The sequence below is a fragment of the Nostoc spongiaeforme FACHB-130 genome (genome assembly GCF_014698475.1).
GTDB classification, from domain to species: domain Bacteria; phylum Cyanobacteriota; class Cyanobacteriia; order Cyanobacteriales; family Nostocaceae; genus Nostoc_B; species Nostoc_B spongiaeforme.
The window spans coordinates 51,201-70,398 of record NZ_JACJTB010000024.1; the positions used below are offsets into that span (position 1 = coordinate 51,201).

Genomic DNA, 19,198 nt, shown 5'->3' on the forward strand with positions numbered 1-19,198 from the left:
TGTGAACTGGTATAACAAGGCAAAAGGCAAAAGTAAAAAGGCAAAAATAAAAAGAAAGAATTAGTGATATTACAAGCCTTTTAGCAATTCCAGATATTCACTGAGTATAGTCGAAGTATGGTCTGTTTATTTACGCCAATTTGTACTAGGTAAAAATCTGATTTTAATAATTTAAGATGGTAAAAAATATGAAAGGCTTATCAACGAAAAGTTTATCTTTAGCTTATGATGGTGCGCCAATTATTCGTGACTTGAATTTGGTAATTCCTGGCGGCAAAATTAGTGCTTTAGTAGGCGCAAATGGTTGTGGTAAATCCACTTTATTAAGAGGTTTAGCCAGACTTCTAAAACCTTATGGTGGTACAGTTTATCTTGATGGTCAATCTATTTTTAATCTTTCTACCAAAGAAGTAGCCCAACAATTGGGAATCTTGCCGCAAAATCCCCTAGCACCAGAAGGGCTAACCGTCAAAGACTTAGTAGGACAAGGACGTTACCCTTATCAAAACTGGCTACAACAATGGTCAGAAAAAGATGAAAAAATTGTCCAACAAGCACTCGAAATTACCAATTTATTAGATTTAGCAAACAGAGCCTTAGACACTTTATCTGGCGGACAAAGACAACGTGCTTGGATTGCAATGGCATTGGCACAAGATACAGATATTTTATTACTAGATGAACCGACCACTTTTTTAGATTTAGCACATCAAATAGAAGTCTTAGATTTGTTATATGAATTAAACCAGCATCAAGGAAGAACTGTTGTAATGGTGCTGCATGATTTAAATCAAGCTTGTCGTTATGCAGATTATTTAGTGGCTGTCAAGCAAGGAAGAATTTTTACGGCTGGAGAACCACAAAATGTTATGACAGAGGATATGGTACAAGAAGTATTTGGCTTAGAATGTCGGATTGTGCCTGATCCAATTGTTGGAACACCAATGTGTGTTCCGATCGGGCGTAAGGGAGTCAAATAAACGTTTGAGTAAATTCTCTGGAATACCTGGCATATTATCAATAAACCGAATGACAATATGTTGTGTATCTGATACAGAAATCTGAATGCAGATATTACTAGATTTTGATTGAATTTGTTCGAGAGAACATTTTTGATCTCGTTCTTCTAAAGCATCTAAAGCGTTGACCAAAATGTTCATAAAAACCTGATTCAACTTTCTTGGATAGCATTCTACTAAAGGTAAGTTGCAACATTCTTTGATAACTGTAATTGCGGGACGATTATGTTGTATCTTGTGAGGCTTGATCTGCAACCAATTGCATACTGATTGTGAGTATAGCAAGAGTGCGATCGCTGATTTTTAGATGAGCTTTTCTTAACTGCTGAAATTCGCTATTCACAATCATTACAGCGAAGTTTGACAGCCTGTCTTTTGACGAGGGGAATTTCATCAATTGACAATTATGAATGATATCGTCCGAAATGTACGTTGGTTTCAGAGAGAACACTCCATGAAAAAAGTTATTTCCGTTTTGCTGTTAGGCATTGCTATCTTCACTTTTGCCTTCAGCACCCCCGCTTTAGCCGCCGACACCAGCAACGGAGCTAAAGTATTTAGTGCTAATTGCGCTTCTTGTCATGCAGGCGGTAAAAATTTAGTTCAAGCTAACAAGACCTTGAAAAAAGACGCTTTAGATAAGTACGGTATGAACTCAGCAGAGGCCATTATTGCTCAAGTAACAAATGGTAAAAATGCCATGCCTGCTTTTAAAGGTCGTCTAAAATCCAATCAAATTGAAGATGTAGCTGCTTACGTATTAGACGAAGCAAATAACAAAGACTGGAAATAGAGTATAGACTGGTATAGTCTTACAAACTGCGGGGCGAATTGTCCCGCAGATTATGTTGTTTTGCCGAAATTGTCGACGATAATTATGACTAATTTTTGGCGGTTTTTATTCAGTTTGCTAGTTGTGTTTTCTGTGACTTTTGCGAGTCAGCTTTTATTGCCGTCAACATCCTTGGCTCAACGTGTCTCTAACCAGTCTGTGGATTTAGGCGTTGTGCAGATGCAGCAAGGTAATTATGAACTAGCCATAGTTCACTTTAATCAAGCAATTGCCCAGAATGGAAAAAATGCTGTGGCTTATAGTAATCGCTGTTTGGCTTATCTTCATTTACAAGATTACCATCAAGCGATCGCTGATTGTACACAAGCAATAAATTTTTCTCCAAATAATGTGGAAGCTTATCTGAATCGAGGACTAGCCCATTACAGACAAGGTAATTATCTCAGTGCGATTGACGATGATAATTTAGCGATCGCCCACAAACCCCAAGATTTTCGCGCCTACTATAATCGTGGTGTAGCGCATAACGCTATTGGTGATCACACATCTGCAATCACGGATTTTAATTTGGCATTAACACAAATTCCATTAGTAGCCAATATATTCTTTGCAGATATTTACAATGACAGAGGTTTAGCGCATTTTCAGTTGCATAACTTAGATGCAGCAATGCAAGACTTTCACTTAGCGATTCGCTTCAACGCTTATGATTACCGAGCTTATTTTAACCTTGGTTGTGTCTGTGGTCGTAACGGAGACAACACCGCCGCCGTCAATCATTTTTCAGAAGTGATTAGATTAGATCCGAGTAATGGTCAAGCTTATTTGAATCGCGCCATAGCTCAATATTATCTGGGGTACAATCAAAGAGCGATCGCAGATTTAAATAAAGCATCTGAGTACTTTGAACAGCAAAACCAAAAAATTGCCTACGAGAGAACCAAAGATTTACTCCATCGTTTGCAGCAAGAAGTTCAACTTGCAATCCAAATAGGTTAATTCCACCTCATAAACAGGTAATTCATCATTCTCAGTGCTGAGTGCTGAGTGCTGAGTGCTGAGTGCTGAGTGCTGAGTGCTGAGTGCTGAGTACTGAGTACTTTTTTACTCAGCACTTTGGCATTATGGTAAATACCCCGATTTCAGTTCTCTCAAGTCGGGAAACTCGCCTGGCGGTCTTTCAACTCAGCACTCTTCATTAAGCAATAGACAAAAACACTGCCATTATGTCCATTTATTATATTTAAAAATATTGAATTTATCTCATTGCTTTGCAAACATCAAAATTAGACAAAACCTAAATTCATCTGTCTAATATTTACAAATCAAGGAGCAAAGCTAATGACAAATATCACAATTAATCAATTAAATATTCTTGGTTATGAATTGTTTAATGATTCTGAAAGCTTTCTTGACGGGCTAAATAGCCAAGAAATACTATCTCTTGAAGGTGGTTTTTATTCAACACCATCTGGATTAAGTGCAGGCTATGGTGGTTTTGGTAGCTACAGTGGCTTTGGTGGCTTTGGTAGTTATGGTGGCTATGGCTTTGGATATAATTCCTTCTGTTAGGTGTTAATTCATGAGCAAGTTAATTAACTAAAAGAGTAATTATGATTACTCTTCTAGTTTTTTTCTTAGATTGAATCAATTTTTCAGACCAATAATATAGAATCCTAATATTTGCTTGATTCATGAATATTTGATGGGAAATATGACAAAATGTCTTTTGACAAGATTTTACAGTAACAGTAACAATACCTAGTAGTAATTATTGTTACTTGGTGTGAGACAAGAAGTGAAAAAAAATTGTTGGCTGCTAGTTGCTGTACCTAATTTACTGATAACTCTACCTGCTGAAGCCATTGATACTGAAATTCAACAGCAAGCTGATACTGAATTAACTCCGATAACTTCAACTATTTCTGACTTAAAAGACATTGATTTACCGATTACTCGTGCCGAATTATTAACTCAAGAAACGAGTAATGAGAATGATATAGAATTTAAACAAGAAACCCCACCAGAAGCAGAAATCCAACCTGCTGATAATGCAGATATTTCTACAGAAGTTATTGGAGAACAAGATACTTTATCTGGCTCTACACCTGTTTATGTAATTGAAAAAGAAGAAATTCAAAAACAAGGTGCTACTAGCGTTGCAGATGTTTTAAAAAGATTACCTGGGTTTGCGATTAATGATGTCGGTCATGGCGCAGATATTCACACAGGCACATATTATCGTGGTGCTTCGATTAATCAGTCTGTATTTTTAATCAATGGCAGACCGATTAATAATAATATCAACACTTATCACGGCACAACCGATTTAAATAGCATTCCAGTAGAATCAATCGAACGAGTCGAATTATCGAGCGGTGTCGCTTCTACTTTGTATGGTTCCTCAGCTTTTGGTGGAGTGGTGAATATTATCACCAAAGAAGGTTATGGTAAACCAAAGCTAACTGGTAGTGTGGAATATGGCTCCTTAAGCTTAAATAATCAACAAACTAGTTTTAGTGGTTCAGTTGGGGCGGCGAGATATAATTTTAGCTTTGAAAGATTTTTTACCGATAACCGTTATCGTGTGCCTGTAGGTGCAGCAAATAGAGATGCTCAAGGTTTCTTATTCAACGCAGATACAGCGACAAGTACTTATTTTGGTAACATCGGCATAGATTTAAATCCTCGCAATACTTTAAATTTAGATGTGACTGCTTTGAGTAGCCGTCGAGGTTTAATTTATTTTGGTTTTCCGTTGCAGAGAGACCGTTTAGACCATGATGGTTTAAATATTGGTTTATCTTGGAAAGCTCGGTTAGGAAATGGCGATCGCTCTAATTTAACCACTACCATTGGTTACAATCAAAACTATTTCAGTACCTACGGGCCGACAGGTAACTTTTATCGGACAGGGGCTTTGGATACACAACAGTTTTCCGCCAGAGTAGACCATGAGTGGCAATTAGGGCAAAGCAATAAATTACGCTGGGGATTAGATTTAAAAAATACTAACTTAAACGGTGATGTTTTAAGTACCAGCCCACAGCGTATCGCTAATAATGAAACCGAAAACCGAGATTTATTAAACACAGCTTTATTTGCTGTTAATAGTTGGAATATCAGCAAAAATTTTCAAATCGATTTAGGACTCAGACAGAGTTTTGATACAGAATTTGGTAACTATCTTAATCCGAGCGTCGGCTTGCGTTATGCCCTCACCCCCACACTTGCAATGCGGGGAAGTTGGGCTGGCGGACAACGCAACCCCGGACTAGACCAGTTATATGTTTATGACACAGTGCATGGTTGGGAACCAAACCCTGATTTAGACCCCGAAACCGGTTCGAGTTGGACTGCGGGAGTAGATGTCAAATTTGCCGAGAATTTAACTGGACAGTTTACTTATTTCGGCAGCAGTATCGATAATCGTCTCGGTATTGTAGCTGGACGCTGGGCAAATATTGGGCTAGTAGATACCAACGGTTTAGAAGCAGCCTTACAACTCAGACTCAATTCTGGCTGGTCAACTTTTCTCAACTACACCTACACAGATGCTCAAATTAAAACAGGCTCAGAAAGGGGCTTGCAGTTGGGTTTGATTCCCTATTCTTTACTACAAGCTGGTGTTGGGTATCAAAATTCTGGTTGGCAAGCTAACTTGTATATGACCTACAACACTGGTGCAAGACGAGCCTTGTTTAATCGAACCGGAGACCAAATTACAGATTTTGCCCCATCCTATTTCAACTTAGATTTTAGTGGTCGCATCCCTGTAGCTGGCAATTTAGGGCTGACAGTTTACTTAGAAAACTTACTAGGTGAGCAATACGAGCGAGTAAATCGTATTTATAGCCCTGGGTTTACCTTTCGTTTGGGGTTAAGCTCAAGTTTGTAGACAGTTCAGTTAAGGCAATAACTTTAGACTGGTGTAGGTTGGGTGGAGGAACGGAACCCAACATTCACGCATACTTTGTTGGGTTCCGCTATCGCTACACCCAACCTACTATTCTCTTAACTTATTATCAGGTGTTTCAACTAGAAATATCGCCCTAACCTAAAAGGCGAGAGAGGAGCAACGAAAAATGTGGGTTTTAAGCCCCTACTCCTCTGCTCCCTTTTGCCAGACATAATATGAGAGGCTGCTAAAAATGTTCTCTAGTTGTCATAATGAGGAATGAGCATTGTTTGAGCATGAAGATTTAGTGTAGGCCTATACTAAAATTTAATGTTCAAAAACAAAAATCCGGGTTTGGGCATCTATTGAGTATGAATGAGGGTTTGACAGCTAAAAACATTGAGATTGCGTTACTTGTATGGAATTTCACATTTCCGTAACTCCAGTAGGGCAGAATGACTACTTGGTGCGAACGGAACAAGTCGCGCCTGGGGTGCCATTGGCAGAAGAACTAGTGACATGGCCTGTAGCTGATTGGTTAGCAGCCGCAGGACATCTCATGAATGACCCATTACAGTCGGTGTTACAGGGTGATGCGATCGCCAGAAACTCTGTAAACTTGGTGGCATTGGGTCAGCAATTTTATAATGCTCTGTTTCACGGCACTCTCAGAGATAGCTGGATTACTGCTCAAGGCATTGCCCAAAACCATCAACAAGTACTGCGCTTGCGGTTAGGTCTCAAGGACAATAGATTAGCACGTTTACCTTGGGAAGTCATGCACGCAGGCGATCGGCCTTTGGCTACTGGGCCTTATGTGGCGTTTTCACGCTACCAAAGCGGCATTCTCAATACTGGTCGTCTACCATCCAGGAATTTACCACAATTATCCGAAGATGGGATAGTGCGCGTTTTAATGGTGCTGGCATCTCCTACAGACCAAATGCGGTTGGGTTTGTTGAAACACGAAGCACTCAGACTACAAGCCGAATTACACCGTCATGCGGCTCGCACTATTGACAGTAGCATTCCCCTACCAGAAATTGAACTGACTATTTTAGACCAACCAGGCAGAGAAGAATTAACCCAAGCCCTCGAACAAGGCAGATACCAAGTTCTACATTATTCTGGTCATAGTAACTTAGGCCCCAACGGTGGCGAAATTTATCTTGTTAGTAGCAGAACAGGTTTAACTGAAACCCTCACTGGTGATGACCTAGCCGGATTACTCGTCAATAATAATATTCAAATGGCTGTGTTTAACTCTTGTTGGGGAGCATTCACCGCCACAACTGACGCAACAGAAGACACTGGTGAACGTAACCTCACCGAAAGTTTAGTCCGCCGTGGAATTAAATGCGTTTTAGCAATGTCAGAACGCATTCCTGATGAAGTTGCCCTCACCCTCACCCAGCTTTTGTACCGCAACCTCAGTCAAGGGTATCCGGTGGATTTATGTGTGAGTCGAGTGCGTCAGGGATTAATTTCGGCTTATGGTTCCCACCAAACTTATTGGGCTTTACCAATTTTGTATCTCCAACCCGAATTTGATGGTTTTCTGGGGACAGAACTTTCCACTTTTACCAGTACAGAATCGCTGACGGATAATAGCCGCAGTATCAAGGTAACTTCGACCACAGCTTACTCTGTGATGACTGATGAAGCACAGATATCTTTACCCATTGATGACATGATGCCGGATTTGGGTAATGGGGCTGGGGATTTAGACTGGTTGGGTGAAGAGACTTGGGGCGATTTAGTTGATGAAATTGAATATGATGATCCTAGTTATGCAGAAGATTCGGCGATCGTTTCTGATTTATTTCGCCAGCTAGATCAGCATTCAGCCAACAACAATAGTCAATCACCACTGACAGGTGATGTACCATCACACCACAACGAACATATTTTTCCGACGAAACCAATCAGTAGTGAAGTTACAGCCATTAATCAACCAGGATTATGGGGAAGCACAAACACAACACCCCAGGACACTGCACCCAGTCAGGAAAAAGAGTGGAATAACTCTCATGTGGCATCGCTACCTACATCACCACCAAAACGTCGCCGCCCGGATGCACGGATCATTTGGGGTATTGTAGGGGCAGGTGCGATCGCTACTTTGATTGGTTTTGGTTGGTGGTGGCAAACTCGACGCACGCCAATGTTTGCTGATATCCCCAAAATTCCCGTTCAGCAATCTTTATCTGATGAAATTAATCCCAAAATCAACCTGCAAACGAGTCCAACAGGGGTGATTGCGACTAGCGCCACCGAAAAATTAAGCCAAGGAGACTTATCGGCCGGGTTGGTGGCTGTGGAAGAATTATTAAATCGTGGCGCACTGCAATCTGCCCAAACTGCCTTAAATGTTGTGCCGATAAAACACGTTAATAATCCTGCACTCAACTTTTTTAAAGGCAGACTAGCTTGGCAGTTAATTCAAACTGGAGATAGAAAATATACCATTGATGATGCCCGCCGTTTTTGGGAAACGGCTGTGAAAGCTGAACCCAACTCAGTTTTATATAACAATGCTGTGGGATTTGCTTATTATGCAGAAGGAAATGTTACCAGAGCTAATGATGCGTGGTTTAAGGCGCTGAATTTAGCTTTAAATCAGCAAAAATCTGCCTATAATGCGTCAATCTCTTTGCAAAACGCTCCATTGCCTCAAGATGCTTTGACTTCCTACGCTGGTTTAGCATTGGGATTGTATAAATCAGCACGCTCTCAACCTGCATCAAAGCAAGAGCAATACATGAAAGAAGCGATTAAGCTTCGTCAATTGGTGATTTCTCAAGACCCGGTAAACTTTCAGGTAAATAAATTAAGTAATAATTGGTTGTGGACAGAAGCTGCAATTACTGACTGGCGATCGCTCCTGCAACAAAAAGCAGAATGAGGTTAGGGGTTATACCATTTTGGATTTTAGATTTTAGATTTTGGATTGCGGAATTGTTTACTGGTGAGCTTTACAGGAATCCATTTGTCGCAATCATTTTTCAAATTGGTATTAGTACAACAAGGCAAAAGTCAAAAGGAAAAAGGAAAAAGAAATGAAGAGTCATACCACAAGCCTTTTCGCAATTTCTATGGTCTGTTTATTTACGCCGACCTGTACTAGAGGTTAAAGAACTGCATAACATTGGCTTGACATTTTATCCAATAAGTTGTAGTTGTTGGCTAGAAAATGTAACAATTTGTCTCTGAGAGTGAGAGCAGAACAGATAAGTATTTGTAACATTAAATAATAATGTTCAGAACTTAAGGAATTACTTCATGCCCTACACGAATGAAGAAGGTGGTCGTCTTAACAATTTTGCCCAAGAGCCAAAGGTTTATCGAGCAGAACCTCCAACAGCAGAGCAGAAGCGTAACTACATTATCCTCGGTGTTGCCGCGATAGCTTTAGTCGGCGGCTTAATTTTTGTTGCCTTCTCGGTTTCTAATCTCAGTTAATTAACATTATTTTTGGGAAAAAAATTTCATTTTTGGTGGTTTGCAGGTTTTCATTTTCAGGGGAACCTGTTTTTTCTTTGTCATGTCAACAATCTCATACTAATACCATTTTAGATTTTGGATTTTAGATTTTGGATTGAGAAAGGGTTTACTGGTAAGCTTTTGAGCAATCCATTTGTCGCAATCATTCTTCCATTTGGTATAAGTTGTGTTCAGAAATAGTATTCCTACTCCCCACTCCCTACTCCCTACTCCCAGCCCAAATTACTATCTTTGATTGCAACTTGGTATCAAGTCAGAATATTGCTGCGTTGAGACACGAAATTTTAAGTTTGTGCTTGACAATTGCCGTCATAGTTAAATAACGTTCAGTTAAGAAGAATTGCAATTAGGTAAGCCACTTGCATGGTCATCTAGGGCTATGGGAAGATTACCCCGGACTAGATCAACCTAATTGCACCTTTTATCCGGTGATGTACAATGTTTTTTGGCTTTTGAGCCACCATGAGCGTGAATGATTCAGCACACCACGATAATTTTGCTTGGAATCGGCAAGTATATCACCGTTTGAAGCTTGCCCTGAGTTTGGGCTTAAGAAGACAACTTTTTTTAGCAGTATGTGACGATTTACAGCTGCGAAATCAAGTAGCAGCGAGATTACACTCAACTTTGGCTTATCCAGTGGGGCAAGTTTTATATCAACCCCAAGATGGACTGGAAACTAGCAGCACTCCGGCTTATCCGCGATTAGTAACTTTGCGGTTAAATTTAAATGAGCCTAATCCTGTAGCCCAAATCAATCAATGGCTGGCTAGTTATCCGCCGCCCATTGTCGGTGCATCTCCAGATCATCCTGGAAAGCCTTTGCCAGTACCGACATTTCAAATTGTCGGCGTTGAACAGCTAACTAAGCAACCCGTAGCTGTTCAACGGTTATTTTTACATTATCTGCGCCTTTGTGACGAAGCTTTTTCTAGCCAAGAATCTAGCGGGTTTCTCGAATCTACAGTGCTGTTGTGGGTATCACGTCCTTGGTTGTCAGCCATTCAGCAGTCAGCACCCCAGTTTTGGCGTTGGCGGACGGGGATATTTACCTTTGCGGGAGAACCTTCACCCGCAAAACGCAATGTCAATTATCCCGAACGTGTTTCTAATTCCCAAAATTTGGATTTTGGGAATTTAGAAGGGACTAGTGTCAACGAATCAACAATTGATACACCACCCACAGCCCCACCGCCCACAGCTCCTAAATTTGGCAAAAATGGTTATGGTACAGTTCCGACGGAAACACCAGCAAAGCAGGTTAGTAGGGTTCTAGATATTCCGCCACCACCGCCGGGATTTATTAAGCATGAGTCACAATCGGCTGTTCAAGTTAGTGAAATTACGGCTCCTTCACTGTCTTCGCTATCACATATTAGTCAGGAGTTAACAGAGTTAGTCTTAGCAACAATTAATGCCAAGGTTAATCAAGAAGAAGAGGATAATTGGCAGCCGCAACAAATTTTATTAGCCATTGAAGAATTACACATCAAGCAAGCTGCAAAAGAAGATTTGGCAGCAGCTTATCATCAGTTGGGTAACTTATATCGCCTGCGGATTGAGCAAGGAAATTCCACCCTAGAAAACTTGATGGTGGCAATTTTGGCTTATCAAGAAGCGATCGCCTATGATGATCAATCACCACAATTACCAGATATTCTCAATGATTTAGGTACATTGTATTGGATGTTGTACCGCACACCACCCAATATTGAGGCGGGACAAAATTACATTGAACAGGGAATTGAGTTTTATCAGTTGGCGTTGAAGATGATTTCACCGCAGACTCACCCAGAAACTTATGCGCGAGTGCAGAATAATTTGGGAACAGCTTACGGTGATTTAGCAAGATTTTCTCACCCTGCGGAAAACTGGCAACAGGCGGTTTTAGCTTATACAGAAGCCTTAGCTTACCGCACTATTGAAATGGATAGCTTGAAATATGCGGCTTGCCAAAATAATTTAGGTACAGCTTACTGGCATTTGGGACAATATAATCAACCAGTAGTGCATCTGAAAAAAGCGATCGCAGCTTATAACCAAGCACTCGCTCATTATAATGCCGAACAAGAACCACTCAAATACGGCATGATTCAAAATAATATCGGCACTGCCTATTGGAATTTAGCCCAATATGAACAACCTACCGACAATCTTCAGCAAGCTATTGATGTTTACTGTGAAGCTTTAAAATATCGCACCGCCGCCAATGTTCCCAGTGCTTGCGCCGCCACCCAAAATAATTTAGCCACAGCTTATTGGCATCTGGCAAACTTACCGCAAACCACAAAAGAACGCAAGCAAAAGTTACTCAAATTATCAATTATTGCTTACGAAGAAGCCATTGCATTAGCGCATTCTTTGAATGGGATACCATTAAGCTTTGATTTGTTTGCTGCTCATAATAACTTAGGATTAGCCCATTATCAGTTAGTTACAGATAGTTATTTTAACGGCGATAAACCCACGCGATCGCACCACTTAGAAATAGCACTAGATCACCATTTGCAAGCCTTAAACGGATTAAGCAAACAACCAGAAGCTTATCAAACAACCTTTGCTTATGTAGTCAAAACAATCCGCGCCTTCCACAACGAATTAGGCATTCAAGGACAAAATTTGGCTTTATCAAAAGTGCCTGGTCAATTATTACCAGAAATTTTGGCAAAGTTGTAAATTTAAGATTTAATACATATCTTGCATTTAGCCCCGACGAATGGAATTCGCCGTTATAATATCGACGATAAACTTTGCTAAAGAGCGCAAATGTATGACTAGCCGCGAGCAGCTTATCCAAGAACTTGCAGAGGTTCCAGACGAGTTAGTTCAAGTAATGTTAGATTTTTTGCATCGTGTTCAGAAAACACGTAGTCATCATCCTTTAGCAAAATTTGCTGGTATTTTGAGTGATGATGAGGCGGCTGATTTACAGGAAGCAATTAAAACTGATTGGTAATTATAGCTCTTATGTTTTGCGATCGCCTTTTCGCATCATCTAGGAGCGATCGCTAATCACAAAATCTCAAGGAGCGTTGGCGTAGCCCGCCGCAGGCATCGCTACAAACCAATGGTATATAATTTTGCTCTGATCCGCTAAAATCATCTTCAACAGTCTTCTTTCCTTTTACCCTTTGGCTTGGAATTATGACGCAGGATGAGTTGTTGGCACTGATAGAGCAAGCGGCGGCTGAGGGTTGGCGAGAGTTAGACTTGTCGGGGCAAAATTTAGCTGAGTTACCAAGAGAAATTGGTAAGTTGCAGCAGCTTGAGTCTTTGATTTTGGGAAAGAAGGTTGAAGGTTATGAATTTGTAGGAAGCCGCTATCTCGAAAACTTTTCGGGCAACAATTTAAAAACGCTTCCACTCGAACTATTGGATTTGCCTAATTTGCGTAAGTTGGATATTAGTGGCAATCCTTTAGAGAGCATTCCCGATGTGGTAACGCAAATACTACATTTAGAGGAACTTATCTTAATTCGAGTAGAGCTAACTGAAATACCTGATGCGATCGCTAAATTAACCAATCTGACGCAGCTTCACCTCAGTTTCAACAAAATAACCCAGATTCCAGAGGCGATCGCTAAATTAACCAATCTGACCCAGCTTCACCTCCGTAACAACCAAATAACCCAGATTCCAGAGGCGATCGCGAAATTAACCAATCTGACGCAGCTTCACCTCAATGACAACCAAATAACCCAGATACCAGAGGCGATCGCTAATTTAACCAATCTGACGCAGCTTGACCTCAAGGGCAACCAAATAACCCAGATTCCAGAGGCGATCGCTAATTTAACCAATCTGATGCAGCTTCACCTCAGTGGCAACCAAATAACCCAGATACCAGAGGCGATCGCTAATTTAACCAATCTGACGCAGTTTCACCTCAGTTTCAACCAAATAACCCAGATACCAGAGGCGATCGCTAATTTAACCAATCTGACGCAGCTTCACCTCTATGAAAACCAAATTAACGAGATTCCAGAGGCGATCGCTAATTTAACCAATCTGACGGGACTTTACCTCTTTTCCAACAAAATTACAGAGATTCCAGAGGCGATCGCGCAATCAACCAATCTGACGCGGCTTCACCTCAATGACAACAAAATTACAGAGATTCCAGAGGCGATCGCGCAATCAACCAATCTGACGCGGCTTCACCTCAGTTTCAACAAAATAACCCAGATTCCAGAGGCGCTCGCTAATCTAACCAATCTGACGCAGCTTGACCTCAGTTCCAACCAAATAACCGAGATTCCAGAGGCGCTCGCTAATCTAACCAATCTGACGCAGCTTGACCTCAGTTCCAACCAAATAACCGAGATTCCAGAGGCGATCGCTAAATTAACCAATCTGACCCACCTTTACCTCAGTCGCAACCAAATAACCCAGATTCCAGAGGCGATCGCCCAATTAACCAATCTGACCCACCTTTACCTCAGTGAAAACCAAATCACAGAGATACCAGAGGTGCTAGAAAGTTTGCAGAAATTGGAAAAACTAGATTTACGGGGAAATCCGCTTCCTATTTCACCAGAAATTTTAGGATCTTCTGATGAAATTGGTTTAGTTGAAGAAATTTTCAATTACTTGCAATTACTCCGTAGTGGTGAAGTGCGTCCACTCAACGAAGCTAAAATCTTGCTTGTTGGACAAGGCAGCGTCGGCAAAACATCCCTCATCGAGCGACTAATCCGCAATCAATATGATAAAAATCAACCCCAAACCGACGGACTGAATGTCCAAACTTGGAACGTACATATTAATAGCAAAGACATCCGCCTGAATGTTTGGGACTTTGGCGGACAAGAAATTTATCACGCTACCCATCAGTTTTTTTTGACTAAGCGCAGTCTTTATCTCTTAGTTTGTAATTGTCGCACCAGCGAAGAAGAAAACCGCATTGAATATTGGCTGAAATTAATTGAAAGCTTCGGCGGACAGTCCCCCGTGATTATTGTTGGCAACAAAAGAGACGAACAACCCCTCGACATCAACCGCAAAGCATTACGCGAAAAATATCCCAATATTCAAGCCATTATCGAAACTTCCTGCCAAGATAATATAGGCATTGATGAACTTCGCACCGCTATTTTTCAGCAAATTGCCAACCTCAAAGAAGTCTACGACCTTTTACCCCTCTCATGGTTTGAGGTGAAACAACAACTCGAATCAATGCCCCAAGACTTCATCAGCTACAGCAACTATATTGGCATCTGCTACAAAAACAAAATTCCCGAAGAACAAAACCAAGAACAACTCATCGACTTGCTGCATCGACTCGGCTTAGTTCTCAACTTCCGCGACCATCCCATCCTCAAAGATACCAACGTCCTCAAACCCAACTGGGTGACAGAAGGTATTTACGCACTTCTCAGCGATGAAATTCTTAAAACTCAAACCAAAGGCATTTTCACACTGGCCGACCTCAGCCGCATTCTCAATCCAGAACGTTACCCCATCCAGCGCCACAAATATCTGATTGGGTTGATGAAAGAATTTGAGCTTTGTTTTGCCCTAGAATGTCACCCGCCACAATTCTTGATTGCTGGACTTCTGCCCAAAGACCAACCAGAACAAACAGAACTAGAAGGGGAAACCCTGGAATTTCAATATTATTACAAAGTTCTCCCAGAAAGCATTATCTCTCGCTTTATAGTCAACACCCACGAAAAAATCCATAACCAAATCTATTGGCGCAGTGGTGTAATGCTGCAATATCAAGAAAATAACGAAATCTATAACATTGCGCGGATAAAAGCCGACCCTGAAGACAAAAAAATCTTCATTGCCATTAGCGGACGCAAAGAAACCCGCCGCTTATTTCTCGGTATCCTCCGCGATGTCTTTAACAAAATCCACAAAAGTCTCCCCAACCTTGAAATAACTGAATGGGTTCCCGTCCCTGACTATCCCAATCATCCACCCCTCGACTATCAAGAACTCTTGGGACTTGAGGCAATGGGTGAAAGCACAGTTACTATCGGCAAATTAAAATTAAAACTGAATTTACGTCAACTTTTAGACGGTTACGAATCATTAGAATCGCGTCAGAAATCAAAAAAAGGAGACGACTATTTAAATGATAGAACTGTATACGAAGATATGCGAGATATTGCTAGACTAGCTGTCAGCAGACCAATTATTAATAAAGCTGAGGCAAAGGCTGTGTCAGAAAACCCTCAATTTACCAACAACCTTCAAGGTGCAAACATCGCCAACTTTGCCAACGAAGTTAAAGACAACGCCAGTCAGCAAGCCTCAGATTTCACTCAAACCAGTGGCGCAAACATCACCGAAATTCTGCAACTAATCAACAACCTACGCCAAACCGCCGCCCAATTTCCGCCAGAAATCCGCGACGACATCACCATTGATATTGATGATGTAGAAGCCGAAATTCAAAAACCTGAACCAGAACGCAATAAACCCAAACTCAAAAAGCGTCTCATTGCTTTACTCACTGCTGCTAGTTTAATTGCTGGTCATATTGCAAATGTCACAGATTTTACTAATAATGTTCTAGAAATAGGCGACAAATTGGGGATAGAATTACAGCTTCCTGCTGGAAAATAGGCTTTTCTAGCTCCCTATTGTGTACAGAAAAGTAGAATTACCCCCTTCTACGGTGTAGACACAAGTCTTTTAGAGTTAGTCGATACATTGGCAATGTTAGGCGATACATTGGCAATGTCAGGCGATACATTGGCAATGTTAAGCGATACATTGGCAATGTTAAGCGATACATTCACAATGTTAGGCAATACATTCACAATGTTAGGCGATACATTCACAACGTCAGGCGATACATTCACAATGTCGATGCAGCAACTTGTGTGTACACCGTAGCCTTTACAAAGGGAGGGTTAGGGTGGGGTAATTTATTTGTGCGTAAGTCCTGTTAATGTAAATTAGCCAAAATTTGGGCGATCGCATTTAATAATTGTTTTTGTTCTACAGGTTTAACTAAATGGATGTGAAAGCCTGCGGCTAGTGCTTGTTTTTGGTTGATTTCTCCAGCATAAGCTGTCAGAGCGATCGCAGGTATGTTACCGCCTTGTTCTGGTGGTAAGGCGCGAATCAAACGGATGAGGGTATAACCGTCAATTCCCGGCATTCCAATATCACTTAAAAGTAAGTCTGCTGTGTTGTTGGCTAAAAATTCTAAGGCTTGGCTACCAGATGCGATCGCTGTGACTTTAGCACCAAACTGTTCTAATATCACAGTCAAAAACTGTCCTGTATCTACATCATCGTCTACTACCAAAATATGTAAACCTGCTAAATTTACTGCCTCATCTACTGTGGAAACAGATTGATTTTTTGGCATAAAATCTAACATTAAAGGCAATTTCACAGTGAATGTTGCACCCATTCCTTCCCCTGGGCTTTCTACTTGTACCGTTCCACCGTGCAATTCTGTGAGATGGCGTACGATTGCTAACCCTAATCCTAAGCCACCAAATTGACGAGTAATTGTGCCATCAGCTTGCCGAAAATAATCAAATACATAAGGCAAAAACTCTGGACTAATACCTTGACCATTATCTTGAATTTGAATTTGAGCATAGGTATCAACTCTATTTAAATTAATTTCTACTTTAGCCCCAGTCAACGGAGTAAATTTAATCGCATTGGAAAGCAAATTACAAACTATTTGTTGCAGGCGTTCGGCATCTCCTTTTACCCATGCCATATCCACACAAATGATTTTGTGAATTTGCATTCCTCTAGCTTCCATAGCTAGGTATACAGTATCAAGAGATGCGTGCAGAATATCAATTAAATTTACAGGCTGAAGATTTAAAATTATTTTTCTCTGTTGAATCCGAGAAACATCTAATAAATCTTCTATGAGTTGAATTTGTAATTTAGCATTCCGCTCAATGGTTTCTAAGCCATGTGTGAGTTTCTCATCATCATATTTGCGTCTTCTCAGTAGTGTTACCCAACCCAAAATCGGATTCAAGGGAGTTCTTAATTCATGGGAAAGTACAGCAATAAACTCGTCTTTAATTTTATTGGCCTTTTCCGCTTCACTCCGCGCCGATTGTTCTCTAGATAAGAGATTTTCTAGTTCAACTTCTGCTTGTTTACGCTCAGTAATATCCCGAAAAAATATCCCCAACCCATCTTCAAAAGGATAAGCATGAATTTCTAGCCACATATTTTGCGGCGGATATAATGCTTCAAAATGCACAGGAATTAATTGCGCGATCGCCCGCAAATATTCTCCCTCAAATTCTGTACCTTGCATTCCTGTCCATTGCTGCCAATAATTTTGAGCCAGCATGGTTTCTGGGGTGACACCTTTGATTTTAGCCGCCTGTTGATTGGCATAAGTTATTTGCCAATCTTTATTAACAGCAATAAAAGCATCTGTCATGCTTTCTAAAATATTACTCAAGCGATTTCGTAAATCTTTTTCAGCTTTTAATAATTTATCTTTTTCTAGATTTGACTCTTCTAAACGAATATTAGTTTCTCTTAAGGAATCATTCAGTTTAATTAATTTTTCAGACATTTCAGCCCGTTCTTGATACTCGCCAATTCTAAATTTTTCAATAGCGAGTTCTACTTGGATTTTAGCCCTTTCAGTAATAGCAACACCAACCAGCAAAGTCACAATCGATTGCACTAACAAACTTAATTTATGAACATGCAAAACTTCTGGCTGTACAGGAAAACTCGGCAATAAGATAGCATTCGGATAGACTACTAAATAAGAAAAAAGCGTGATTAATATGGAAAATGTCGCAACCAACATTCCTGTAGAAACTCCGAAGCGAGTAGCCGCCCACATTAAAGGAATAAAGCTTAAAAAAGATAACTGTTGAAACCTAAACTCTGTGTTACTATTAATGGAAACTTCCGATACAGTGACCGAAGCAATACTAATACACAAAAATAAAATAGTAGTAACTTCTAATAACAAAGGGCGACAAGTTGGCAGTCTAAAAGTTGGGGATGCAGAATTTGCTGTCGGACAATGAGATAACCAACCCCAAGATTGCAGATAAGGCGTTAATACTAACAAAATTGTGGGGGTAAAACCCATAATACCGATCGCATTTCCTAACCACCAGTGAGTAATGCTGTCAGTCAGGTGAGCAGCCGGCATTTTGCCTATAGCCACCCAAGCTAAACTACCAAACACAGCTAAACTACTGCTGGCAAACAAAGGTACAGTTAAGGTAAAAATAGCAGCATCTTTGAGACTATGAAACGTCAGAGAACCCTTCCAAAAACGACGATAGAGTAACCAAGCAACCAGGGGTTCGACAATATCGATAACGCCAATAAATCGCTCCCAACCATGCAATCCCCAAATAGGAGCCATCAAGAAAGATGCAATACCTGTGAGGATGATACCATCAAGGCCAAACCAAAAACTTAGAGCGATCGCTACCCCAGAAGGCGGAAACCACAAAGAAACCCCTGGCTGAATACGGTAGATCAGCGCCATTCCATGAGCAGCAACCAAAGCTAATAGCCCTAGTGATAAAATCAAAAGCCGTTGATGTCTGGCACTCACCCTAACAAATTGCGACAAACGCTGCATAATTGCCAATAAATTTTAGATTGTTCAGCCTACCCATCTTAGTGCTAATAAATAGTCATAGCACCAGATACTCCTTCAGCTGCGATCAGTGCAAAGGTAGACATTTTTGGTGTACCAAATATTGTTTTAACTACGGAAGTTCCCAAAAAATATTACAAATTATTTTTGATCAGCGCATCAGCCCCAGTTGACGACTTACTCTAGGCGTGGTTCAGTGTAGCGATCGCCTAGCCCAACAAAACGTTTATCTAGTAGCAGCCAAGGTGCTTAAGAAATCGGTAAATAATCAGACAACAAAAAGTAATAAGGGTTTGAGGATGTATGTAGATATTCAAAATCCTTACACCCCCAAACCCATTTTCCACAGAAAAACTTTATGCGTCAGGCTCTAACAAATTAGCCTGCCTAGGCAGAGTATATCT

The 19,198-nt window shown here is 40.7% G+C and carries 14 protein-coding genes; 11 read left to right on the top strand and 3 right to left on the bottom strand.

Translation table 11 applies throughout. The annotated features are described in order from the left end of the window. The first annotated feature begins 188 nt into the window (after window positions 1-188). Window positions 189-980 (top strand): ABC transporter ATP-binding protein, encoded by a 792-nt coding sequence (locus H6G74_RS17910; RefSeq protein WP_190968954.1) that lies wholly within the window; start codon window positions 189-191, stop codon window positions 978-980. Here the strand turns inward: H6G74_RS17910 and H6G74_RS31255 are convergent. Next, entirely contained in the window at window positions 903-1,160 is a 258-nt protein-coding gene (locus H6G74_RS31255) for an ATP-binding protein (protein WP_242051269.1), read from the bottom strand. The two genes, H6G74_RS17910 and H6G74_RS31255, sit on opposite strands and share 78 nt — an antisense overlap. 82 nt (window positions 1,161-1,242) lie before the next feature. Further along, complete coding sequence (locus tag H6G74_RS31560; protein WP_277927163.1) at window positions 1,243-1,368, bottom strand: hypothetical protein; 126 nt, start codon at window positions 1,366-1,368, stop codon at window positions 1,243-1,245. A gap of 105 nt (window positions 1,369-1,473) precedes the next feature. Here H6G74_RS31560 and petJ point away from each other — a divergent pair, with 105 nt between their 5' ends. The 10 genes from petJ to H6G74_RS17965 all read left to right on the top strand — a co-directional run bounded on the left by petJ (window position 1,474) and on the right by H6G74_RS17965 (window position 16,063). Beyond that, window positions 1,474-1,812, top strand: coding sequence for a cytochrome c6 PetJ (gene petJ, locus H6G74_RS17920; protein WP_190968988.1), 339 nt, complete (start codon window positions 1,474-1,476; stop codon window positions 1,810-1,812). 84 nt (window positions 1,813-1,896) lie between these two features. Continuing rightward, window positions 1,897-2,811, top strand: coding sequence for a tetratricopeptide repeat protein (locus tag H6G74_RS17925; RefSeq protein WP_190968955.1), 915 nt, complete (start codon window positions 1,897-1,899; stop codon window positions 2,809-2,811). Between the two features lie 342 nt (window positions 2,812-3,153). Next, window positions 3,154-3,384 carry a hypothetical protein gene (locus tag H6G74_RS17930; RefSeq protein ID WP_190968956.1) on the top strand — a complete coding sequence of 77 codons (231 nt, stop codon included), beginning with the start codon at window positions 3,154-3,156 and terminating at the stop codon, window positions 3,382-3,384. A 226-nt stretch (window positions 3,385-3,610) separates the two neighbouring features. Then, window positions 3,611-5,710, top strand: a complete 2,100-nt coding sequence (locus H6G74_RS17935; protein ID WP_190968957.1) for a TonB-dependent receptor plug domain-containing protein — start codon at window positions 3,611-3,613, stop codon at window positions 5,708-5,710. 418 nt (window positions 5,711-6,128) lie between these two features. Further along, complete coding sequence (gene hetF / locus H6G74_RS17940) at window positions 6,129-8,615, top strand: cell division protein HetF (protein WP_190968958.1); 2,487 nt, start codon at window positions 6,129-6,131, stop codon at window positions 8,613-8,615. A gap of 377 nt (window positions 8,616-8,992) precedes the next feature. Further along, the gene (gene psb34 / locus H6G74_RS17945) at window positions 8,993-9,172 is read left to right on the top strand and encodes a photosystem II assembly protein Psb34 (protein WP_190968959.1); all 180 of its coding nucleotides are present in this window, start codon (window positions 8,993-8,995) and stop codon (window positions 9,170-9,172) included. Between the two features lie 504 nt (window positions 9,173-9,676). Beyond that, window positions 9,677-11,890: a tetratricopeptide repeat protein gene (locus tag H6G74_RS17950; protein WP_190968960.1), complete on the top strand. Its 2,214-nt coding sequence runs from the start codon at window positions 9,677-9,679 to the stop codon at window positions 11,888-11,890. Between the two features lie 94 nt (window positions 11,891-11,984). Next, window positions 11,985-12,170: a hypothetical protein gene (locus H6G74_RS17955; RefSeq protein ID WP_190968961.1), complete on the top strand. Its 186-nt coding sequence runs from the start codon at window positions 11,985-11,987 to the stop codon at window positions 12,168-12,170. Window positions 12,171-12,358: 188 nt separating this feature from the next. Beyond that, a complete protein-coding gene (locus H6G74_RS17960; RefSeq protein WP_190968962.1) occupies window positions 12,359-15,790 on the top strand; it encodes a leucine-rich repeat domain-containing protein in 3,432 nt (1,143 codons plus the stop codon). A gap of 93 nt (window positions 15,791-15,883) precedes the next feature. Beyond that, window positions 15,884-16,063, top strand: a complete 180-nt coding sequence (locus H6G74_RS17965) for a hypothetical protein (RefSeq protein WP_190968963.1) — start codon at window positions 15,884-15,886, stop codon at window positions 16,061-16,063. A 52-nt stretch (window positions 16,064-16,115) separates the two neighbouring features. Here the strand turns inward: H6G74_RS17965 and H6G74_RS17970 are convergent, their stop codons facing one another. Further along, window positions 16,116-18,776 carry an MASE1 domain-containing protein gene (locus H6G74_RS17970; protein ID WP_242051270.1) on the bottom strand — a complete coding sequence of 887 codons (2,661 nt, stop codon included), beginning with the start codon at window positions 18,774-18,776 and terminating at the stop codon, window positions 16,116-16,118. Window positions 18,777-19,198: the final 422 nt, after the last annotated feature.